Below are 19,024 nucleotides of genomic sequence, written 5' to 3'. Positions count from 1 at the left end.
ATCTTCTGGGCTGCAACGTCCACTCCGATCGTGGGGGGTCGGGGATGAGTGTTCGTTCGCGGCCGAGTATGAGCGTGGACATGACGAGAATGGGACATCCCGGCGGGCATAAGGCCCGCGTTATGGTGCCGGAACGGGCGGCTGCGTACGCTGCCCGGATGCAGCTGGAGTTGAGGCATCTGCAAGCCGTCTGCCGGATAGCGGAGGCGGGCAGCCTGGGGGGCGCGGCGCGGCGGCTCGGTGTTTCCCAGCCCGCACTCTCGGCGCAGCTGCGGCGCATCGAGCAGGTCACCGGCGGCGAGCTGTTCGTGCGCGGCCGGGGCGGGGTGGAACCCACCGCGCTGGGGCAGTTCGTCCTGGCCAGGGCGCGCCGCGTGCTCAGCGAGATGGACGCACTGGGAGCGGACGCGCGCGCCCTGTCCGCCGGCGGTCCGCTGCGCCTGGGCTGCATCCTGCTCGTGCTGCTCGACGGCCTCCTCGCCCAGACCGACCTGTCCATGTCCGGCCGGGAGATCGCCGTGGACCTGGAGGACTCGGTGACCGCGCTGGCCCGGATGCTCGGCGCGGGGCGCTACGACGCCATCGTGTACGGCGAGGTCAACGACCACGAGGTCCCGTTACCGGAGGGGACCCTGGCCAGGACGCTGATCCCGAAGGAGCCCTTCTGCATCCGGCTGTCGGCGAAGCACCCCCTCGCGGGCCTCGACCGCATCGACCTGGCCGACCTCGCCGACGAGCCGTGGCTGACCCTGGTCGAGGACGACGACGGCGGTCCGGAGGCCCTCGTCGCCGCCTGCGCGAAGGCCGGATTCAGCCCGTCACTGCGCTACCGGATCACCGATCGAAAGATGCAGCACGACCTGATCGCGGCGGGCCGCGCGGTCTCGCTCTGCCAGCCGACGGCCCCGCCGGGGGAGGGTACGGTGATGCGCCCGCTCGTCGGCACCCCCATCACGGGCCGCATCCGCGTGGCCTGGAACCGCTCGGCGCTGTCGGCCGGGCAGGCGGAACTCCTCTACCGGGCCGCGGCCCGCGCCTACCTGGCCAATGTGGACAACAACGCCTTCCACAAGGAGTGGTGGGACGCGCACCCCGAAGTGCATCCGGCCGTCGACTGACCGGAGGGGCACCACTACGGGCACGGCTGCGGGGCACGGCTACGCGGCACGGTTGCGCGGCCGGTCGCGGGGCGGGCGGATCAGCCGCGGCGGTGGGCGGTCAGCAGGAGGTACTCCCACTCCATGACCCCGTCCACGGTGTGCTCGGCGGCGAGGGCGTCGAGCGCGGCGTCCAGGGCGGCGACCCGGTCCGGATCGTCGGCGACGGCGCGGTAGACGGCGATCGTCGGCCCGTAGCAGGCCTTGAAGAACTCCCGGAAGCCCGCGGGCTCCCCGAAGCGGTCCACGCGGACCGTCTCGCGGCGGGCGTCGACGTCGGTCACCGCGTCGCCCAGCAGCTCGTGGACGTGTTCCTCGTCCCCCCACAGGGGCGGCGGCTGGGCGCCGGGCGGCGGCGGGGGAGCGAAGGGCTTCATCGTGGCGAACAGCCGGCCCACGAAGCCCTGCGGAGTCCAGTTGGCCATCCCGATCGTGCCGCCGGAGCGGCACACGCGCAGCATCTCCTCGGCGGCGGCCCGGTGGTGCGGGGCGAACATGACGCCGACGCAGGACATCACGATGTCGAACTCCCCGTCGGCGAACGGCAGGGCCTCGGCGTCCGCCTCCCGCCACTCCAGCCGGGCGCCGCGTACGGCGGCCAGGTGCCGCCCGATCTCCAGCAGCTCGGGGGTGAGGTCGGAGGCCACCACATCGGCCCCGGCCAAGGCGGCCGGTATGGCCGCGTTGCCGGAGCCCGCCGCGACGTCGAGCACCCGGTCGCCCTGCCGGACGCCGCACTCCTGCACGAGCCGGGCCCCGAGCTCCGGGATGACGTGGGAGACCACGGACGGGTAGTCGCCCAGCGCCCACATCGCGCGGTGCCGGGCCTTCAGGGTGCGGTCGGCCTGGACCGCTTCGCTCGCCTCGGTCATGACAGCCTTCCTCCAGGGCTCGGAGCAGCACCTTCTTCGAGGATAGGCACCTTCCGCGGGCCCGGCCCGTCGGCTGCGGCAGGGCGGGTCAGGGGCGCGACGGGCCGTCGGTGAGGCGGCTCCACAGCGAGGAGCGGGTGGCGCCGAAGCCGCTCTCGTGCACCCAGACATGGGTGCAGCCCGGGCACTGCAGGTGGAGCAGGCTGCCCGTGTTCGAGAGCAGGTAGCGCCAGTGCGCGGAGCACGCGCCGCGCTCCCCGCACGGCTCGCACCCACGGGTGTCCTCGCAGTTCGGGCAGGCCACCCAGGCCCGGCGGCCGATGTCGGCCTGCGGGTCAAGCGGCAGCACGGCCGTGTCCTCGCCGGGGGAGCACGCCTGCCGCGACCAGGTCGTCGTACATGCGCTGCTGTGCCTCGTCGAGCCCCGAGTAGAGCAGGTCGTACGCCGCCTCCTCGCCGCGCAGCACCTCGATCGGGTCCCAGTCGGGGCCGAGGGCTTCCATCACCTGGGCCCGCCGGAGGACCTCCTGGGAGGTGAGGTCGACGGTGAAGCCGACCAGCGCGGGCTCGGCGGCCGCGTCGTCCGGGCCGGTGGGGGGAGTGGGGGGCTGCGGGCTCATGATTCGAACTTAGGTAACCCTTCCTTGATCGGTCAAGGGAGGGTGGGCGGAGTCACAGCACGGCCCGGAGTCACGTCGGAGCCGGGAGTCACGGCAGCGCCCCGGGCGCCGGGATCTCGAAGTGGACCGTCCCGAATCCGCCGTGCTCGCCCGTCGTGCGGGCGTCCCAGACCTCGGTGGCCATGCTGCGCCAGAACCGCTCCGCGCCCGGGATGTCTACGTTCGTGTGCAGGTAGACGCGCTCGTAGCCCGGCACGCCGGCCGCGAACGCGCACGCCTCCCGGACCATGGCCCGCGCCAGCCCGTGCCTGCGGTGGGCGGGGCGTACGTAGACCCGCAGGAGCTGGGCGGTGCTGCCCGAGGGGTAGCGCTCGGCGAGCCAGCGCGGATGCGGCGGGTGGGCCGGCCCGCGGGAGTGCACGGCGCACGTGCCCACCACCTCCCCCTCCCGCACGGCCACGACGAGGGTGTGGCGCGGGTGGTCGAGGTAGGTGCCGCGGATGTCGACGACGTCGGAGTGCCACTCGGGCACGTACCCGTACGTGAACTCCCGGTAGAAGGTGTCGAGCATGACGCTGCGCGCCCCCCGGACGTCCTGCGGCCCGGCGTGACGTACCTCGTACGCCCCCACGCGCACTTCCTGATGCTGTCTCAGTTCTTCCATGCCTCCGTACCGTACCCGAAAATCGGCGTATTGGAAATGAAAACGATTTCGGATAACGTCTGCCGGGTTCGGTTCGGGCGCCTCCTGCCGGGCGCACCGTGCCGCCCGCGCGCCCAAGTGCTGTCATGCCGGTCTGAGAGGAACTCCTGTGGGACATCTGCTGGTTGTCGAAAGCTGGGTCGGATCGATGAGCAGGCTCCTGCCCAGGGCGATCGGTGAAGGCGGACACACCTTCAGCTTCCTGACCCGGGACCTGCACCACTACCTGCGCGCCGCGCCGGCCGACGGGCCGCACCCGCTGCTCGGCGCGCGCAACATCGTCACGGCGGACACCAACGACACGGACACGCTGCTCCCGCTCGTCGAGCGGCTGCACGACGTGCTCGCCTTCGACGGAGTGGTCTCCTCCTGCGACTACTACCTGCCCGCCGTCGCACGGACCGCCGAGCGTCTCGGCCTGCCCGGCCCCACCCCCGAAGCGGTCGGGAACGCCTGCCGCAAGGACCGCACCCGCCAGGTCCTGGCCGGGGCCGGGGTGGACGGCCCGCGCTTCGCCGTCTGCGCGGACACCGCCGCGGCACTCGCCGCCGCCCGCGACATCGGCTATCCGCTGGTCGTCAAGCCCGTCGACCTGTGCGCCGGAATGCTGGTCCGCCGGGTGGACGACGAGGGGGAACTGGAGCGGGCCTGCCGGGCGCTGGCCGAATTCCCCGTCAACGCCCGCGGCCAGCGGCGCGCCCCCGTCCTCCTCCTCGAAGAACTGCTCACCGGCCCGGAGATCAGCGTCGAGACCGTCTCCCACGGCGGTGCCACGCACGTCGTCGGCATCACCGACAAGAGCATCGGCGGCGCGCCCGCCTTCATCGAGACCGGCCACATGTTCCCGGCCGGACTGGCCCCGGACCTGGCGAAGGAGGCTGCCGAGAGCGCCGTACGGGCCGTCGGGGCACTCGGCCTGGACCACGTCGTCTGCCACACCGAGCTCAAACTGACCCCCGCCGGTCCGCGCCTGATCGAGGTCAACCCCCGCCCGGCCGGCAACCGCATCACCGAACTGGTCCGCCACGTCACCGGCGTCGACCTGGCGGCGGCCTGCGTGGACCTCGCGCTCGGCCGCGCGCCCGACCTCGCCGTCCGTCCCACGGGGGTGCACAGCGCCGCCATCGCCTTCCTGCTGCCCGACGGCGCCGGCACCCTCACCGGCATCGACGGCGCCGACGAGGTACGCCTCCGACCCGAGGTCCTGGAGCTCACCCTGGCCGGACCGGGCCGCGCCGTACTGCCCGCCACCAGCAACAACGAGTACCTCGGCCACGTCATGACCGCCGACACCGAAGGCGGCGGAGCCCGGGCGGCCGCCGAGCACCTGCTGGCCGGACTGCGCCCCTCCTACACCTGTCCCGAGCTGCCCGCGGCGGTGACCGCATGACCGCCCCCGTTTCCCTCCCCGACCTCCCCGCACCGGCCGTGCGGACCGTCGACGAGCTCCTCGCGCGCGTCCGTGCGGGAGCCTACGGGCCCGACCCCGCCGGGCAGCGCGTCGCGCTCGCCTTCACCACCGCCCAGGCCGTACGCCACGAAGGCCGCTCCGGCGGCTACCGCAACGAGGTGCTCAGCATCCGGCTGGCCGCCGCCGTGGGCTCCTGCGCCGTGGAACCCGGCGCCCTGCCCCCGGCCGCACTCGAAGACTGCGCCGGAGCCACCGTCGCCGAACTGCTCGAGCACCCGCTGGAGCCCGTACGGATCGCCGCCCTCGACGCCTACCTGATGCACGTACGCCCGCACACGCCCGACAACGGCGCCCGCCCCTACCCCATCCCGGCCGGCAGCTCACTGCACCGCTCCCGCGCCCGCGCCCGCGCGGTCGCCGACCTGCTCCCCGCGACCGGACCGGAGCGGGTCCTCGTCGTCGGCGTCGTCAACTCCCTGCTCGAGCAACTGCGCGAGCGCGGGACCGCGTACGCGCCCTGCGACCTCAAGGGCGGCACCACCGAATGGGGCGAGCCCGTCCTGACCGACGCCCTCGCCGAACTGGAGCGCTGCGACGCCGTCCTCGCCTCCGGCATGACCCTCGGCAACGGCACCTTCCAACCGCTGCTCGACCACGCCGCCGCGACCGGCAAACCCCTCGTCATGTTCGCCCAGACCGGCAGCGCCGTCCTGCCCCACTTCCTTGGAGCCGGGGTGAGCGCCGTCTCGGCCGAGCCCTACCCCTTCTTCTGGCTCGACGGCGGCCCCGGCGTCGTCCACCGCTACGGGGGCGCCCGGTGACCCTCGCCCCGATCCTGCCCCGTCCGGCGGCCCACACCGCCAACCCCGACCTCCTGCCCCTGCTCGGCGGCACCCCGCTCGCCCGGATCCGCACCGACCTGCCGCACCGCCACCCCGGCTTCTGGGCGAAGCTCGAATGCCTCGGCGCCGGCGGGATGAAGGCCCGCGCCGCCGTCTCGATGCTCACCGGCGCCCGCGAACGCGGCGAACTGCTGCCGGGTGCCCCCGTCGTGGAATCCACCTCCGGCACCCTGGGCGTCGGACTCGCCTTCGCCGGCCAGGCCCTCGGCCACCCCGTCGTCCTCGTCGGCGACACCGAACTCGAACCGTCCATGCGCCAGTTGCTGCGCACCTACGGAGCCGAGCTCGAACTCGTCGACCGCCCGGCGGCGGAAGGCGGCTGGCAGGCCGCCCGGATCGCCCGGCTGCACGAGGTGCTGCGGCGGACGCCGGGGGCCTACTGGCCCGACCAGTACAACAACCCCGACAGCGCCGCCGGTTACCTCACCCTCGCCGCCGAGCTGACCACCCAGCTCGACCACCTCGACGTCCTGGTGTGCAGCGTCGGCACCGGCGGTCACAGCGCCGGCCTGGCCGGCCCGCTGCGCCGCCGCTGGCCCCGGCTGAAGGTCATCGGCGTCGACTCCGTCGGCTCGGCCATCTTCGGCCAGCCCGCCCGGTCCCGCCTCATGCGCGGGCTCGGCAGCAGCATCCACCCGGCCAACGTCGCCTACGAGGCCTTCGACGAGGTGCACTGGGTGGGGGCCGCCGAGGCGGTCGACGCCTGCCGCCGGCTCGCCCGCTCCGCCTTCGTCAGCGGCGGCTGGAGCACCGGGGCGGTCGCCCTCGTCGCAGCCTGGGCGGCCCGTACGCAGCCGGGCGCGGTCGTCGCGACCGTCTTCCCGGACGGACCGCACCGCTACCTCGGCACCGTCTACGACGACGACTTCTGCCACACCCACGGCCTGGACACCTGCGCCCTCGCCGTCCGCCCCCTGCAGATCCCGCACCCCCACGCGGCCGAGGCCGCCGGCTGGGCCCGCTGCGCCACCGTGCTCGCCCCCGCCCGAGGGGGCGCCGCGTGAAGCTCACCCGGCACACCGCCGACCTCCGCCTCGCGGAACCCCTGCGCATCTCCCGCTCCGTGATGACCCGCCGCGACGCCGTGTGGACATCGGTCGAGCACGGCGGACTGCGCGGCTGGGGCGAGGCCGTCAGCAGCGACTACCTCGGGCTCCCCACCGACCGGATCCACCGCCACCTGGAATCGGTGCGCGCCGCCACCGAACGCTTCCCCGACCCGGAGACCGCCTGGGCGGAGACCGGCGCCGGACACCCGGCCTGGCACGGCCTGCCACCGGGGGTGCTGGCCGCGATCGAGGCCGCCGTACTGGACCTGGTGGGCAAGCGGGCCGGCGAGCCCGCCCACCGCCTGCTGGGCACGCCCGTGGCCCCCGCCGCCGCGACCACCCGTACGATCGGCATCACCGGGCCCGTGCCGGCCGCCGCGCAGGCCGCCCGGCTCGCCATGAGCGGCTTCACCGCCCTCAAGGTGAAGGCCGGCTCACCCGACCCGGCCGAGGACCTCGCGCGCGTGGCCGCCGTACGCACCGGAGCCCCCGGCGCGAGCCTGCTGCTCGACCCCAACGGGGCGTGGACCGAACGCCAAACCCTCGACCTGCTCCCGCGCTTCGCCGAACTCGGCGTCACCGCCGTGGAACAGCCGATCGCGCCCGGCCGCCCCGACGCGCTCGCCCGCGTGGCCCGGGAATCGCCGGTCCCCGTCATCGCCGACGAGGACGCCGTCTCCTACGAGGACGCCGTCGCTCTGGCCGGACGGGTCCACGGGGTCAACGTCAAACTCGCCAAGTGCGGCGGGGTCCGGGCCGCCCTGCGCATCCACGAGGCCCTGCGCGGCACCGGCACCGAGCTGATGCTCGGCTGCCTCACCGCCAGCTCCCTGGGCATCGCCCCCGCCGTGCACCTCGCCGACCGGGCCCGCTGGGTGGACCTCGACGGGCACCTGCTGCTCGCCGACGACCCCTGGACCGGAATCGGCGGAAGCGACGGCACCGTACGCGCCGCGGACCGGGCCGGCCTCGGGGTCAGACCCGCCGACGGGGGGACGGGCCGGTGAAGACCCTCGCCGCCGTCCGCGGCTTCCCGCTCGCCGTGCGCCTGCTCCTGGTCAACCAGCTCGGCGTCAACACCGGCTTCTACCTGCTCGTCCCCTACCTCGCCACCCACCTCTCCGAAGACCTCGGACTCTCCGCGGCCGTGGTCGGCGTGGTCCTGGGCCTGCGCAACCTCAGCCAGCAGGGCCTGTTCCTGATCGGCGGCTCGGCCGCCGACCGGCTCGGCGCGCGCGGGGTGATCACCGCCGGCTGCGCGCTGCGGACGGTGGGGTTCGCCCTGTTCGCCCTCGGCGACACGCTGCCGCTGCTGCTCACCGCCGCGATACTCAGCGGGCTCGCGGGGGCCCTGTTCAACCCCGCCGTACGGACCTACGTCGCCCAGGAGGCGGGCGAGCGCAAGGCCGAGGCCTTCGCGCTGTTCAACGTGTTCGCCACCGCCGGGGCGCTGCTCGGCCCGCTGCTGGGCACCCTGCTGCTCCTCGTGGACTTCCGGGCGGCCGCCGTCACCGCGGCCGCGGTCTTCGCCGTGCTCACCCTCGCGCAGCTCCTGGTGCTGCCCGCCCGGCGGATCCCCGCCCCGGACACCGGACTGCTCGGCGACTGGCGGGAGGCGGCGCGCAGCCGCGGGTTCCTCGCCTTCTCCGCCGCCATGACCGGCATGTACGGGCTGCAGAACCAGCTCTACCTGTTGCTGCCCCACGCGGCCGCGCGTGCCTCCGGCCGGGACGGGTCGATCGGCCTGCTGTTCCTCGCCGGCACCCTGGCCAACCTCCTCCTCCAACTGCGCATCACCCGAAGGCTGGAGTCCGCGGGCAGCCGCGGCCGCTGGATCGCCACCGGCCTGGCCGTCATGGGGCTGGGCTTCGTCCCGCCACTGCTCGTCGCCGGCGCCCCGGCCCCGCACCCGGCGGCCCTGCTCGCCGTCCTGGCCGGCGCCCTGCTCCTGCACGTCGGTGTGATGATCGCCCAGCCGTTCGTGATGGAGCTGATACCGGCCTTCGGCCGGGAGGGCCTCACCGGCACCTACTACGGGCTCTTCTACGCGGTGTCCGGCACCGCTGCCGCCCTCGGCAGCGCGGCGGTCGGCTGGGCGATGGACACCGCCGGGCAGACCGGCGCCGCCTGGCTGCCCTTCGCCTGCTGCCTCGTACTCGGGCTGGCCTCCGCGGCGGCCGTCGCACGGCTGGACCGAAGACGGGCCCTGCCCGCCGCATCCGCATCCGCACCCGCACCCGCATCCGGGCCCGGCCCGGACCCCGGCCCCGCGTGCCACCGCGACGGCACCCGCCCGAGAAGCGAGAACCGATGAGCGCCGGCAACCTCCTCACGGACCATCCCGAACTGTACGAAGAGCGCTTCCCCGACCCGGCCCACCTGGCCGCCCGCTGGGCCGAGGACGTCCTCGCGCGCCACGGCGCCGGCCCCCGCGTCCTCGACGTCGGCTGCGGCACCGGCCGCGACGCCGCCTGGCTGCACCACGAGGCCGGCCGCCAGGTCACCGGCATCGACACCTCCGAGGCCATGCTGGCGCACGCCCGCACCCGCCACCCCGGCCCCGCCTACCACCGGGCCGACATGCGCGACTTCGACCTCGGAGCCCGCTTCGACGCCGTCGTCTGCCTGGACAGCTCCCTCCTCTACTGCCACACGAACGAGGACCTCACCGCCTTCCTCGCCCGCTGCCGCACCCACCTCACCCCCGGCGGGCTGCTCGTCGCCGAGATGCGCAACGGCGCCTTCTTCCTCGGCAACACCGAACTGCTCGGCGGCCCGCGCACCGCCGGCTTCACCCGGCACGGGACCACGTACACCTCGCACACCACCCTCCACATCGACCACGCCGCCCAGCTCCTGCGCCGCCGCCGGGTCTGGACCGCCGACGACGGCTCACCCCCGGCCGTCCAGCACTCCGCCTGGCGCCTGCTCTTCCCCCAGGAGCTCCGCCACTTCCTGACCACCGCCGGCTTCGAGCCCCTGGACCTCTACGACCGGCCCGGCCCCCGCACCGAACCGCCCTGGAGCGAAGGGGACGCCCCGCTCCCCACGGCGAGTTCCGACCGCCTGCACCTCGTGGCCCGCCTGCAACGCCCCCACCACCTCCACCTTCAGCCCCCTCACCACACCAACGGAGAAAGCACGTCATGAACGACCGCCCCACCGGCCCCGCCCGGAGAAGCCTCCTCATCGCCGGCGGCGCGGCCACCCTCGCCCTCGCCGCCGGCTGCGGGACCGGCTCCGGCACCGCCACCGGCCCGGAGAACACCGCGGACGCCACCCCCAGGCCCGGCGGGCGACTGCGCGCCGCCTTCGCGGGCGGCGGCCCGGGCGAGACCCTCGACCCCCACGCGGCCAGCCTGTTCGCCGACGCGGCCCGCGCCAAGGCCCTCTTCGACAAGCTCGCCGACTTCGGCGCCGACCTCGCCCCCGTGCCGCGCCTCGCCGCAGGCTGGGAGCCCAACGAGACCCTCGACACCTGGCGGATCACCCTGCGCCGGGCCGCCTTCCACGACGGCCGGCCCGTCACGGCCGAGGACGTGCTCTACAGCTACCGCCGCATCGCCGACCCCAGGGGCACCTTCCGTGCCAAGGCCTCGCTGGAGCCGGTCGACCTCGCCGCGAGCCGGGCCGTGGACGCCGCCACCGTCGAGTTCAGGCTCAAGCGGCCGTACGCCGAATTCCCCAACACCCTCGCGGCCTTCGGCGCCTACATCGTCCCCGAGGACACCACCGCCTTCGACCGGCCCGTCGGCTCCGGCCCCTTCACCTTCGTCTCCTTCAAGCCCGGCGCGAGCCTCCTCGTCAAGCGCAACCCCGCCTACTGGGAGGGCGCCCCCCACCTCGAAGAACTCGAATTCGTCATCGCGGGCGAGGAGTCCGCCCGGGTCAACGCCCTCCTGGGCGGCCAGGTCGAGTACGCCCACGAACTGAACCCGGCCACCGCCCGCGCCCACGAGGGCAAGGGCCGCATCGACGTCGTACGGCTGCCCGGCAGCGCCATGCAGGGCTTCGTCATGAAGACCGACCGGCCGCCCTTCGACGACAAGCGGGTCCGCCAGGCCTTCTTCCTCATCGCCGACCGCCGGGAACTCGTCGACGGCGCACTCTCCGGCGCCGGGGAGATCGGCAACGACCTCTTCGGCAAGGGCTGCCAGTACTACGCGTCCGGTCTGCCCCAGCGCGTCCAGGACCTCGAACGGGCCCGGGCCCTGCTCAAGGAGGCCGGAGCCGAAGGACTCGAGGTCACCCTCGACACCGCGCCCGCCGCCACCGGCTTCATCGAGGCCGCCGGCATCTTCAAGGAGCAGGCGGCCAAGGCCGGAGTCACCGTCGAGGTCAAGGTCGGCAACAAGGAGACCTACTGGAAGGACATCCTCGACTCCGGAACCTTCGCCTCCTACCGGTCCGGCGCCATGCCCATCGAATCCCACGTCTCCCAGCGGCTGCTCACCGCCTCCACCACCAACGCCACCAAGTGGCGGCACAAGGACTTCGACGACCTGTACCAGCAGGCCCAGTCCACCCCGGACGAGAAGGAGCGCACCGCCCTCCACGAGCGGATGCAGCGCCGGCTCCACGACGAAGGAGGCTTCCTGATCTGGGGCTTCGCCGACTGGATCGTCGCCACCGCGCCCAAGGTCCGCGGCGTGTCCGAGGCCGCCCCCGCCAACACCCTCGACTGGGCCCGCTTCGACAAGCTCTGGCTCGCGTGACGGGCCGCCTCCCCTGGGCCGGCCGCCGTCTGCTCCTCGGCCTGGGGCAGACGGCGGCCGTCGTCCTGCTCGTCTTCGCCCTCACCGAGGCGCTGCCCGGCGACGCGGCCGTCGCCCTCGCCGGCGACCAGCCCGACCCCGAACGCATCGCCCGCATCCGCGAGGCCATGCGGCTGGACCGGCCCGCCGCCGAACGGCTCCTGGAGTGGGTCACCGGCATGCTCCACGGCGACCTCGGCACCTCCCTGGTCACCGGACGGCCCGTCAGTGACCGTCTCGCGGAAGGCCTCGGCCCCACCCTGCTGCTCGCCGCCGCCACCCTCACCGTGCTGGTCCCGCTCTCCGTGGGCCTCGGAGTCCTCGCCGCCCGCCGCGAGGGAGGCGTCGTGGACCGGACCGTCAGCGCCCTGACCCTGGCCGTGCACGCCGTACCGGAATTCGCCCTCGGCGTGCTGCTGGCCGCGCTGTTCGCCCTGCACCTGGGCTGGCTCCCGGCCACCGCCGTCGCAGCAGACCCCTTCGTACGGCCCGAAGTCCTGGTCCTGCCCGTCCTCGTGCTGACGGCCCGGCCCGTGTGCACCCTCAGCCGGCTGGTGCGTGCCGGGATGATCGAGGCGATGGCCTCGCCGTACGTGGCCCAGGCACGCCGCTGCGGACTGTCCGGCTCCCGCATCCGCTGGGCGCACGCCCTGCCCAACGCCCTGGCACCCGCCGCCCAGCAGCTCGCGCGCACCTGCGACTGGCTGCTGAGCGGAGTGATCGTCGTGGAGGCGCTGTTCGTCGTCCCCGGGCTCGGGACCGTCCTCATCGAGGCCGTCGCCGCCCGCGACGTGCCCATCGTCCAGGGCATGGCAGTCGTCTTCGGCGTCGTCACCGTCCTCGCCAACCTCGGCGCCGACCTCGTCGCACGCCGTTTCGCCCCCCGTTCGGAGGTGGCCGCGTGACCCGCACCCCGGCGCGCTACGCCCTCGGCATCGCGCTCGTCGCCGTACCGCTGCTGCTCGCACTGCTCGGACCCCTGGCCGCCGGCCCCGCCGGACCGAGGTCCGTCTCCTTCGCCACGGGCCAGGGCCACTGGCTCGGCACCGACTTCAGCGGCCGCGACGTCTGGCGCCAGATCCTGCTCGGCGGCCGGTCCGTGGTCCTCGTGGCGCTCGGCGCGACCCTGCTCGCCTACCTCCTCGCCCTGCCGCTCGGGCTCGCCGCCGCCCTCACCCGCCGGACCTGGCTGGAGGAGGCCCTGATGAGACCGCTGGACGTGCTGGTCGCCGTACCCTCGCTGCTCCTGGTGCTGCTCGTCGCGGCCACCCTCACGCCGGGCCCCGCCGGACTGACGGCTCTGGTCGCACTGGCGGCCGTACCCGATGCGGCCCGGGTCGTCCACGCGGCGGCGGTCGAGGTCTGCGCCCGGCCGGCCGTCGAAGCGCTGCGCATGCAGGGCGAATCCTGGTGGCGCACGGCCCTCGGCTACGTGGCCCGCTCCCTGCGGCGCACCCTCGCCGCGGACGCCGGGATCCGGCTGACCGGGGCCCTGTACCTGGTGGCCACGGCCGCGTTCCTCGGCGTCGGCACCGCTCCGGACGCCGCCGACTGGGCGGTGATGGTCGACCGCAACCGGACCGGGCTGGTCCTGCAGCCCTGGGCCGTGGTGGTGCCCGCCCTGCTCATCGCGGCGCTGTCGATGGGCGCCAACCTGCTGTGCGACGCGGCGCTGGACGCGGGAGCCCCCTCCCCGCGGGGACGCCGCCGGAAGGGAGCACGGGCATGACCACCGTGGCAGAGGTGCGGGACCTGAGGGTCGAGATCGGCGGCCGGGCCGTAGTCGACGGGGTGAGCCTCACCGCCCGCGCCGGCCGGGTCACCGCCGTCATCGGCCCCTCCGGCAGCGGCAAGACCACCACGGGCCTCGCGCTCCTCGGCGAGTACCCGTCGGGCGCCCGCGTCGAGGGCGCCGTGCTGACGGAACGGGCCGGTGCGGTGGGCTACGTACCCCAGCACCCCGCCGCCGTACTCAACCCCGCCCGGCGCGTCGGCGCCCTGCTGGGCGAGGTCGCCGCCCGCCGGGGAGGCGGCCGCCGGGAGGTCCGCCGACGGGTGCTCGAAGCCCTGGAGCTGGCCCGGCTCCCGGACCCCGCGCAGACGCTGCGCCGCTTCCCCCACCAGCTCTCCGGCGGCCAGCAGCAGCGCGTGGTGCTGGCCCAGGCGCTGCTCCTGGGGGCCCGCGTGATCGTCGCCGACGAACCGACCACCGGACAGGACGCGCTCACCAAGCGGGCGGTCGTGGCGGAGCTGGCCGCCCTCGCCGGACGGGGCATCGCCGTCGTCCTGCTCAGCCACGACATGGACGTGGTGCGCCGGCTGGCCGACGAGGTCGTCGTGATGCGCGCGGGCCGGGTCGTGGAACGCGGACCGGTCCGCGCCGTGCTCGGCGACCCGGTGCACGAGGTGCCCGCCGCCCCGCGCGCCCCGCGCCCCGCCGGGCCGGTCGTCCTGGAGGCGCGGGCCCTGACCGCCGGGCACCGCGCCGCGCGCGGCACGGCCGACGTGCTGCACGACGTCGCCCTCACGGTCGGGTCGGGCGAGTGCCTGGCCCTGGTCGGCCCCTCCGGAAGCGGCAAGACCACCCTGGGGCGGTGCCTGGCCGGGCTGCACGCCGCCCACCGGGGCCGGATCCTGCTCGACGGCGAACCGCTGCCGAAGAGCCTGCGCGCGCGCAGCCGCCCCCAACTGGCCGCCGTGCAGTACGTGTTCCAGGACGCGAAGGCGGCCTTCGACGAACACCGGCCGGTCCTCGACCAGGTGGCCCGCACGGCCGTACGACTGCGCGGCGCCGGCGTGCCGGGCGCACGCGCGGAGGCCGTCCGGGCGATGGAGGCGCTCGGCCTGGGCGCGGGCGCGGCCGGCCGCCGGCCGGGGGAGCTCTCCGGCGGGGAACTCCAGCGCGCCGCGCTGGCCCGGGCCCTGCTGGCGCGGCCGCGGGTGCTCGTCTGCGACGAGATCACCTCCGGCCTCGACCCCGCCACCCGCGGGGCCGTGCTCGCCCTGCTCGCCGGGCTGCGCGAACACGAGGACCTCGCCCTGGTGTTCATCACGCACGACCTGGCGGCCGCGGCCGCACTGGCCGACCGTACCGCCGTCCTGGAGGCGGGACGCCTCGCCGGCACGCCGGGGCCGTGACGTCAGGCCCGGTCCTCGCGGCCGGCGGCCGGGCCCAGCGGCGGCCGGTTCCGGGTCTCGGTGAGCCGGTGCGTCACGAGGCCGCCGAAGTCACGGGCGAACCCCTCGCGGAAACCGGGCCGTTCGAGGGCCTTCTCGAAGGCGCGCGCCGCGCGTGCGAGGGCGGCCTCGTTCTCCTGGGCGGCGGTGAGTTCGGCGAGGTACGCCCGCAGGCTCAGTCCGCGGTCCGCGGCGAGCACGGCGAGCCGGTCGTGCACATCGGTGTCGACCTCGACTGTGGTGGTGTCGGCCATGCACCGAGTATGCGCGCCCGCGGACCGGGCGGGGGCCCGTTCGCCGCACGGCACGGGTGGCAGCGCGTTGACCGGGTCCTCAGCCGGCCCAGTGGCCCGTGAGGAAGGTGAGGGCGACCGTGATGCCCAGCGGGCCGACGACGTACAGGTAGGCGGACTGCACCCGCGGGCGGCGCAGGCTCCAGGCGGCCAAGGCGGTCCACAGGGGCCACCACAGCAGCGTGGAACGGGGGACCGAGGTGTACCAGTAGGAGGTGCCCAGGGCCCACAGGGTGAGGGCGATGTAGAGCGCCTCGGGCCAGCGGCGGCCCCGTACCAGCACGACGATCAGGACGACACCGACCAGCATGGCCAGGAGTTCGGCCTGCCACATCAGCGCGTATCCGGTGGGCTGGGTGTGGTGGAAGGCGGCCTCCCAGGTGTTCGCCCAGGCCGCCCACGGCGTGTGGAAGTCCCGGTACCAGCCGCGTTCCTGGGCGTGCTTCCAGGCCATCCAGTCCCCGGTCCGCGTCTGCAGGTACCAGGAGTACAGCGCGGGAGCGAGGGCGGGCAGGCACAGCCAGGGCGCCGCGCGCCAGGCGCGGCCCCGGGTGGCGAGGACGAAGTGGAGCACGAGCGCGGCCACGAGGAACAGCCCGGTGACGCGCACCGAACAGGCCAGGCAGGCCAGGACCGAGGCCGCCGGCCAGTTCCGGCGCTGCGCCGCCAGCCAGGCGGGCAGGGCCAGGGCCAGGAAGAGCGCCTCGGTGTATCCGGCGGCGAGGAACACGGCGCAGGGCGAGAGCAGGAAGAAGAAGACCGTACGCCGGCCCGCATCCTGGTCGGGCAGCCGGAGGCGGGCGATGCGGGCGAGGGCCAGGACGGCGACGCCGCCCGCGAGGAACGAGATCAGAGCTCCGGCCGCGGCCCAGTCGGGGACGACCGCGTGGACGGCGCGCAGGGTGAGGGGGAAGCCGGGGAAGAAGGCCTCGCGGTTGTCCCATCCGGCCGTCCAGGGTCCGGCCCGGCCGGGGAAGTAGCCGTCCCTGGCTATGTGCATGTAGTGCGTCCAGTCCCACTGCTGCCAGGGAGCGAGCGGCGAGGCGGGCCGGCGGGCGTTCCCGTCGGAGGGGAACAGCCAGCCGACGGCTCCCGCGGTGGTCCAGATGCCGACGCGGGTCAGCAGGTAGAGCCACAGCACCTCGCGGTCGTCCGGACCGAGCCGCGGCAACGTCCGGCGGGCACGGCGGGCGCGGTGGGTGCGGTCGGTGCGGCCCTCGTCCTCGGGGACGCGCGGCCCGGCGGTGCGCGGGCCGGCGACCTCGGCCGGCCGGTGCGGGGCGGAAACGGGCATACGGGATCTCCTGACCCTGTGAGGGCATGCGGAACCACCGGCCGGGGTGCAAGGCCGGGTCCGCGAGCGGTGATCGGGGAGTGGCGCGGGCGGGGGTTACCCGGGCAGCCGCGAGGAGGTGGCGGACGCACCCGGGTACGCCGCCCCGGTGGGAGTGCCCGGCGGCGCCGTCGTACGGCGGGGCGGGGTCGGGCTGGAGGTCGGTGTGGAGGACGGCGGGGTCGTCGGTTCGGAGGACGGCGCGGGGGTCGGCCCGGAGGGCGGGGCCAGGGGAGAGGGCGTGCTCGCCGGGAGGACGGGGCCCGGGCCGCCCGGCAGGAACGAGGCCAGGGCCGCGCCGGATCCGGCGAGGACGAGGCAGCAGGCGACGGCGAGGCCGGCGATCCGGCGCCGCCGTACCCGTTCCCCACGGTGCTCGATGACGCTGACGGGCGGGAGCGCGGTGCGGGTCTCCGCGGCGGAGGCGGCTTCCCGGAACAGGGACCGCAGCGGGTCGTGGGAGTCAGGCATCGGGGGCCTCCTCGGTGCGGGGGTCCTGCAGACGGAGGGAGAGCGCGGCCCGGCCCCGGGACAGGTGGGTCTTGACCGTGCTCGCGGACAGCGAGGTCTCGGCGGCGATCTGCTCGACGGTCAGATCGCACACGTAGTGCAGCGCCATCGTCCGGCGCTGCTTCGGGGGCAGCTGCCGCAGCGCCTCCACGAGGGCGACCGCCTCCGGCCCCGGCCCCTCCACATGGGTCGCGGGGGCCGTGCGCTGCCAGGCGTCGGCGGTCCGCCGCCGCCCACGCCAGCGGCTGACCGCGAGCCGCCAGGCGACCGTGCGGATCCACGCCTCCGGCCTGCCCTCCCGGTCCAGCTGACGCCGGCGACCCCAGCCCCTGACGAAGGCCTCCTGCACCACGTCCTGAGCCTCGTGATGGTCACCGAGCATCACGTACAGCTGTCCTGTGAGCCGTCCCGCCGCCTGCGCGTAGAACTCCTCGAATTCCTCGACGGTCAAAAGATCGCTCCTGAATCCATGTGCACCTCTCACGGGGCATACGCCCGCCGCACCGCATCCGGTTGACACCGGACGGCAGGTCGTCATGTGAGTGCCGTCACACCCCGGACGGCTCGGTTCCCGGACGGTGCCCGCCCCGGAGCCGCGTCGTGGGCGAGGGCGACCTGGACCCCGATCGCGCCGACCACGGTAGCCAGGCCCGCACGAGGTGGCCCCGCCGGTCGGCCGTACCGCAGCGGGTCCCGGCCGGGACCGGGGGAGGGGATCTCTGATGGACGCGCCGCCGCCTCACCTGAGGAGCGGTCAGCCGCCCGAAATGACACAAGGGCCCGGATCCATGAGGATCCGGGCCCTTGTGAGCAGTAGCGGGGACAGGATTTGAACCTGCGACCTCTGGGTTATGAGCCCAGCGAGCTACCGAGCTGCTCCACCCCGCGTCGGTAGACCTCACCCTACGGCATTCCAGGGGCCTCACTCGACACATTTCGGGACGGCCGGGTCCTTACGGTCCGCGCACCGGCGCGATCTCGCCGTTAAGGCGAGATCATTCCCCCTGGTGACAGTGCGTGCAGGCGTGTACCTTCACGGGTAGCTGTCGTGGTTCCAAGTGCCTTGCCCGTGCCTTTCGGTGTGGGCAGTTTTGCTGTGTTGTGCCGTAGGACCAGGGCGATCACCTCCGTCTTCCACGCCGTGTGGAAGACGTACGTCAACGGAAGGCATGAACATGGCTACGGGAACTGTGAAGTGGTTCAACTCTGAGAAGGGCTTCGGCTTCATCGCCCAGGACGGTGGCGGCCCGGACGTCTTCGCCCACTACTCGGCGATCAACGCCTCGGGCTACCGCGAGCTCCAGGAGGGCCAGGCCGTGACGTTCGACATCACGCAGGGCCAGAAGGGCCCGCAGGCGGAGAACATCACCCCCGCCTAGTCCCAAGACTGCCGGAGAACCGTTTCATCGCTGACGTCGTCACCATGTGACACTGACGTGCTGAAACATCCGACATGCGACACCAGGGCCGTGCGGCGACCGCCGCACGGCCCTGGTGCATGATGCACGGGTGAATCGCAGGGTGAGCGCGGAGGTCCAGGCGCGGGTCGGCGGGATCCTCGAAGAGCTGGTGGAGTCCGGTCAGGAGAGCGGCCTCCAAGTGGCGGCCTACCTCGACGGCGAGCCGATCGTCGACGCGCACGCGGGATGGGCCGATCGGCCCGGTGGCCGCCGGCTCGGATCCGACACGCTGATCCCCGGCTTCTCGACCGGCAAGGGCTTCACCGCGACCCTGTTGCACGTGCTCGCCGAGCGCGGGCTGATCGCGGGCTGAGCGAGCCGGGCACCGCGAGCGGGTACCACGGCTGGACCTTCGGCTGGATCCTGGGCGAGACGGTACGCCGGATCACCGGCCTGACCCCGGCCGAGGCCCTGCGCACCTACGTGACCGAACCGCTGGGCGTGGCCGACGAGCTCTTCTTCGGCCTGCCCGAGACCGAACTCGCCCGTACCGCGCCGCCCGTGGAGGGCAACTGGGCGGCGTGGCTGAAGGGCCTTCCGCCCACCGCGCCGTTCCGCCGGTACGTGGCCCCCAACCGCGCCGTGTGGACCGTCGTCGAGCTCGCCAACCGCAGGGCGTACCTGCTCGCCGACCTGCCGGCCGGCGGCACCACGACCGCGCGGGCAGCAGCCCGGCTGTACGCGGCGTTGTCGGGTGAGGCCGACGGGGTACGGCTGCTGTCGCCGGAACGAGTGGCGCCGGCCGCAGAGGTGGCCGTCGAGGGCAAGGACCTGATGCTCCTC

Annotated in this window: 21 protein-coding genes, 1 tRNA gene and 1 pseudogene; 14 read left to right on the top strand and 9 right to left on the bottom strand. The window is 74.3% G+C overall.

Going from position 1 to position 19,024, the window contains the following annotated elements; translation table 11 throughout:
* Positions 1–158 precede the first annotated feature (158 nt).
* A complete protein-coding gene (locus RIU97_RS01270; protein WP_404952849.1) occupies positions 159–1,118 on the top strand; it encodes a LysR family transcriptional regulator in 960 nt (319 codons plus the stop codon).
* 80 nt (positions 1,119–1,198) lie between these two features.
* Here the strand turns inward: RIU97_RS01270 and RIU97_RS01265 are convergent, their stop codons facing one another.
* From RIU97_RS01265 to RIU97_RS01250, 4 genes are all read right to left on the bottom strand, one after another.
* A complete protein-coding gene (locus RIU97_RS01265; RefSeq protein WP_404952848.1) occupies positions 1,199–2,029 on the bottom strand; it encodes a class I SAM-dependent methyltransferase in 831 nt (276 codons plus the stop codon).
* 88 nt (positions 2,030–2,117) lie between these two features.
* Complete coding sequence (locus RIU97_RS01260) at positions 2,118–2,378, bottom strand: hypothetical protein (RefSeq protein ID WP_404952847.1); 261 nt, start codon at positions 2,376–2,378, stop codon at positions 2,118–2,120.
* Positions 2,365–2,649, bottom strand: coding sequence for a DUF6400 family protein (locus RIU97_RS01255; protein ID WP_404952846.1), 285 nt, complete (start codon positions 2,647–2,649; stop codon positions 2,365–2,367). The genes RIU97_RS01260 and RIU97_RS01255 overlap by 14 nt, the downstream gene beginning before the upstream one ends.
* A gap of 88 nt (positions 2,650–2,737) precedes the next feature.
* A complete protein-coding gene (locus RIU97_RS01250; protein ID WP_404952845.1) occupies positions 2,738–3,313 on the bottom strand; it encodes a GNAT family N-acetyltransferase in 576 nt (191 codons plus the stop codon).
* A gap of 148 nt (positions 3,314–3,461) precedes the next feature.
* Here RIU97_RS01250 and RIU97_RS01245 point away from each other — a divergent pair, with 148 nt between their 5' ends.
* The 10 genes from RIU97_RS01245 to RIU97_RS01200 are packed head-to-tail and all read left to right on the top strand — an operon-like array spanning position 3,462 to position 14,606.
* Positions 3,462–4,742 carry an ATP-grasp domain-containing protein gene (locus tag RIU97_RS01245; protein WP_404952844.1) on the top strand — a complete coding sequence of 427 codons (1,281 nt, stop codon included), beginning with the start codon at positions 3,462–3,464 and terminating at the stop codon, positions 4,740–4,742.
* Positions 4,739–5,584, top strand: coding sequence for a Rossmann-like domain-containing protein (locus RIU97_RS01240; protein ID WP_404952843.1), 846 nt, complete (start codon positions 4,739–4,741; stop codon positions 5,582–5,584). The genes RIU97_RS01245 and RIU97_RS01240 overlap by 4 nt, the downstream gene beginning before the upstream one ends.
* A complete protein-coding gene (locus tag RIU97_RS01235; protein ID WP_404952842.1) occupies positions 5,581–6,669 on the top strand; it encodes a PLP-dependent cysteine synthase family protein in 1,089 nt (362 codons plus the stop codon). Before RIU97_RS01240 ends, RIU97_RS01235 begins: the two co-directional genes overlap by 4 nt.
* Positions 6,666–7,721 carry an enolase C-terminal domain-like protein gene (locus RIU97_RS01230; RefSeq protein ID WP_404952841.1) on the top strand — a complete coding sequence of 352 codons (1,056 nt, stop codon included), beginning with the start codon at positions 6,666–6,668 and terminating at the stop codon, positions 7,719–7,721. Before RIU97_RS01235 ends, RIU97_RS01230 begins: the two co-directional genes overlap by 4 nt.
* Positions 7,718–9,028 (top strand): MFS transporter, encoded by a 1,311-nt coding sequence (locus RIU97_RS01225; protein ID WP_404952840.1) that lies wholly within the window; start codon positions 7,718–7,720, stop codon positions 9,026–9,028. The genes RIU97_RS01230 and RIU97_RS01225 overlap by 4 nt, the downstream gene beginning before the upstream one ends.
* Positions 9,025–9,864 (top strand): class I SAM-dependent DNA methyltransferase, encoded by an 840-nt coding sequence (locus RIU97_RS01220; protein ID WP_404952839.1) that lies wholly within the window; start codon positions 9,025–9,027, stop codon positions 9,862–9,864. The genes RIU97_RS01225 and RIU97_RS01220 overlap by 4 nt, the downstream gene beginning before the upstream one ends.
* Positions 9,861–11,429, top strand: a complete 1,569-nt coding sequence (locus RIU97_RS01215; protein ID WP_404952838.1) for an ABC transporter substrate-binding protein — start codon at positions 9,861–9,863, stop codon at positions 11,427–11,429. Before RIU97_RS01220 ends, RIU97_RS01215 begins: the two co-directional genes overlap by 4 nt.
* Positions 11,426–12,373 (top strand): ABC transporter permease, encoded by a 948-nt coding sequence (locus tag RIU97_RS01210; RefSeq protein ID WP_404952837.1) that lies wholly within the window; start codon positions 11,426–11,428, stop codon positions 12,371–12,373. Before RIU97_RS01215 ends, RIU97_RS01210 begins: the two co-directional genes overlap by 4 nt.
* Positions 12,370–13,197, top strand: coding sequence for an ABC transporter permease subunit (locus RIU97_RS01205; RefSeq protein WP_404952836.1), 828 nt, complete (start codon positions 12,370–12,372; stop codon positions 13,195–13,197). The genes RIU97_RS01210 and RIU97_RS01205 overlap by 4 nt, the downstream gene beginning before the upstream one ends.
* Positions 13,194–14,606, top strand: a complete 1,413-nt coding sequence (locus RIU97_RS01200; RefSeq protein ID WP_404952835.1) for an ABC transporter ATP-binding protein — start codon at positions 13,194–13,196, stop codon at positions 14,604–14,606. Before RIU97_RS01205 ends, RIU97_RS01200 begins: the two co-directional genes overlap by 4 nt.
* A 2-nt stretch (positions 14,607–14,608) precedes the next feature.
* On the opposite strand, the gene RIU97_RS01195 is transcribed toward RIU97_RS01200, so the two are convergent.
* From RIU97_RS01195 to RIU97_RS01175, 5 genes are all read right to left on the bottom strand, one after another.
* Entirely contained in the window at positions 14,609–14,899 is a 291-nt protein-coding gene (locus tag RIU97_RS01195) for an antitoxin MazE7 (protein WP_404952834.1), read from the bottom strand.
* A 79-nt stretch (positions 14,900–14,978) separates the two neighbouring features.
* Entirely contained in the window at positions 14,979–16,232 is a 1,254-nt protein-coding gene (locus RIU97_RS01190; RefSeq protein ID WP_404952833.1) for a mannosyltransferase family protein, read from the bottom strand.
* Between the two features lie 96 nt (positions 16,233–16,328).
* Entirely contained in the window at positions 16,329–16,742 is a 414-nt protein-coding gene (locus RIU97_RS01185; protein ID WP_404952832.1) for a hypothetical protein, read from the bottom strand.
* A complete protein-coding gene (locus tag RIU97_RS01180; RefSeq protein ID WP_319729357.1) occupies positions 16,735–17,232 on the bottom strand; it encodes a SigE family RNA polymerase sigma factor in 498 nt (165 codons plus the stop codon). The genes RIU97_RS01185 and RIU97_RS01180 overlap by 8 nt, the downstream gene beginning before the upstream one ends.
* Positions 17,233–17,595: 363 nt before the next feature.
* Positions 17,596–17,669: transfer RNA gene (locus RIU97_RS01175), tRNA-Met, on the bottom strand.
* A gap of 287 nt (positions 17,670–17,956) precedes the next feature.
* On the opposite strand from RIU97_RS01175, the gene RIU97_RS01170 reads away from it, so the two are divergent.
* The 3 genes and pseudogenes from RIU97_RS01170 to RIU97_RS01160 form a co-directional block, all read left to right on the top strand.
* Entirely contained in the window at positions 17,957–18,160 is a 204-nt protein-coding gene (locus RIU97_RS01170; protein ID WP_030384970.1) for a cold-shock protein, read from the top strand.
* A 130-nt stretch (positions 18,161–18,290) separates the two neighbouring features.
* Positions 18,291–18,554 (top strand): serine hydrolase domain-containing protein, encoded by a 264-nt coding sequence (locus tag RIU97_RS01165; RefSeq protein WP_404952831.1) that lies wholly within the window; start codon positions 18,291–18,293, stop codon positions 18,552–18,554.
* Positions 18,461–18,952, top strand: a pseudogene (locus RIU97_RS01160) (serine hydrolase); the annotation flags it as partial. The gene RIU97_RS01165 and the pseudogene RIU97_RS01160, both read left to right, overlap by 94 nt.
* Between the last annotated feature and the right edge of the window lie 72 nt (positions 18,953–19,024).

This window comes from Streptomyces sp. 147326, assembly GCF_045000215.1.
Lineage (GTDB): Bacteria > Actinomycetota > Actinomycetes > Streptomycetales > Streptomycetaceae > Streptomyces.
The sequence above is the reverse complement of the archived record's forward strand: the minus strand, read 5'-3'. Positions and strand labels throughout refer to the sequence as shown.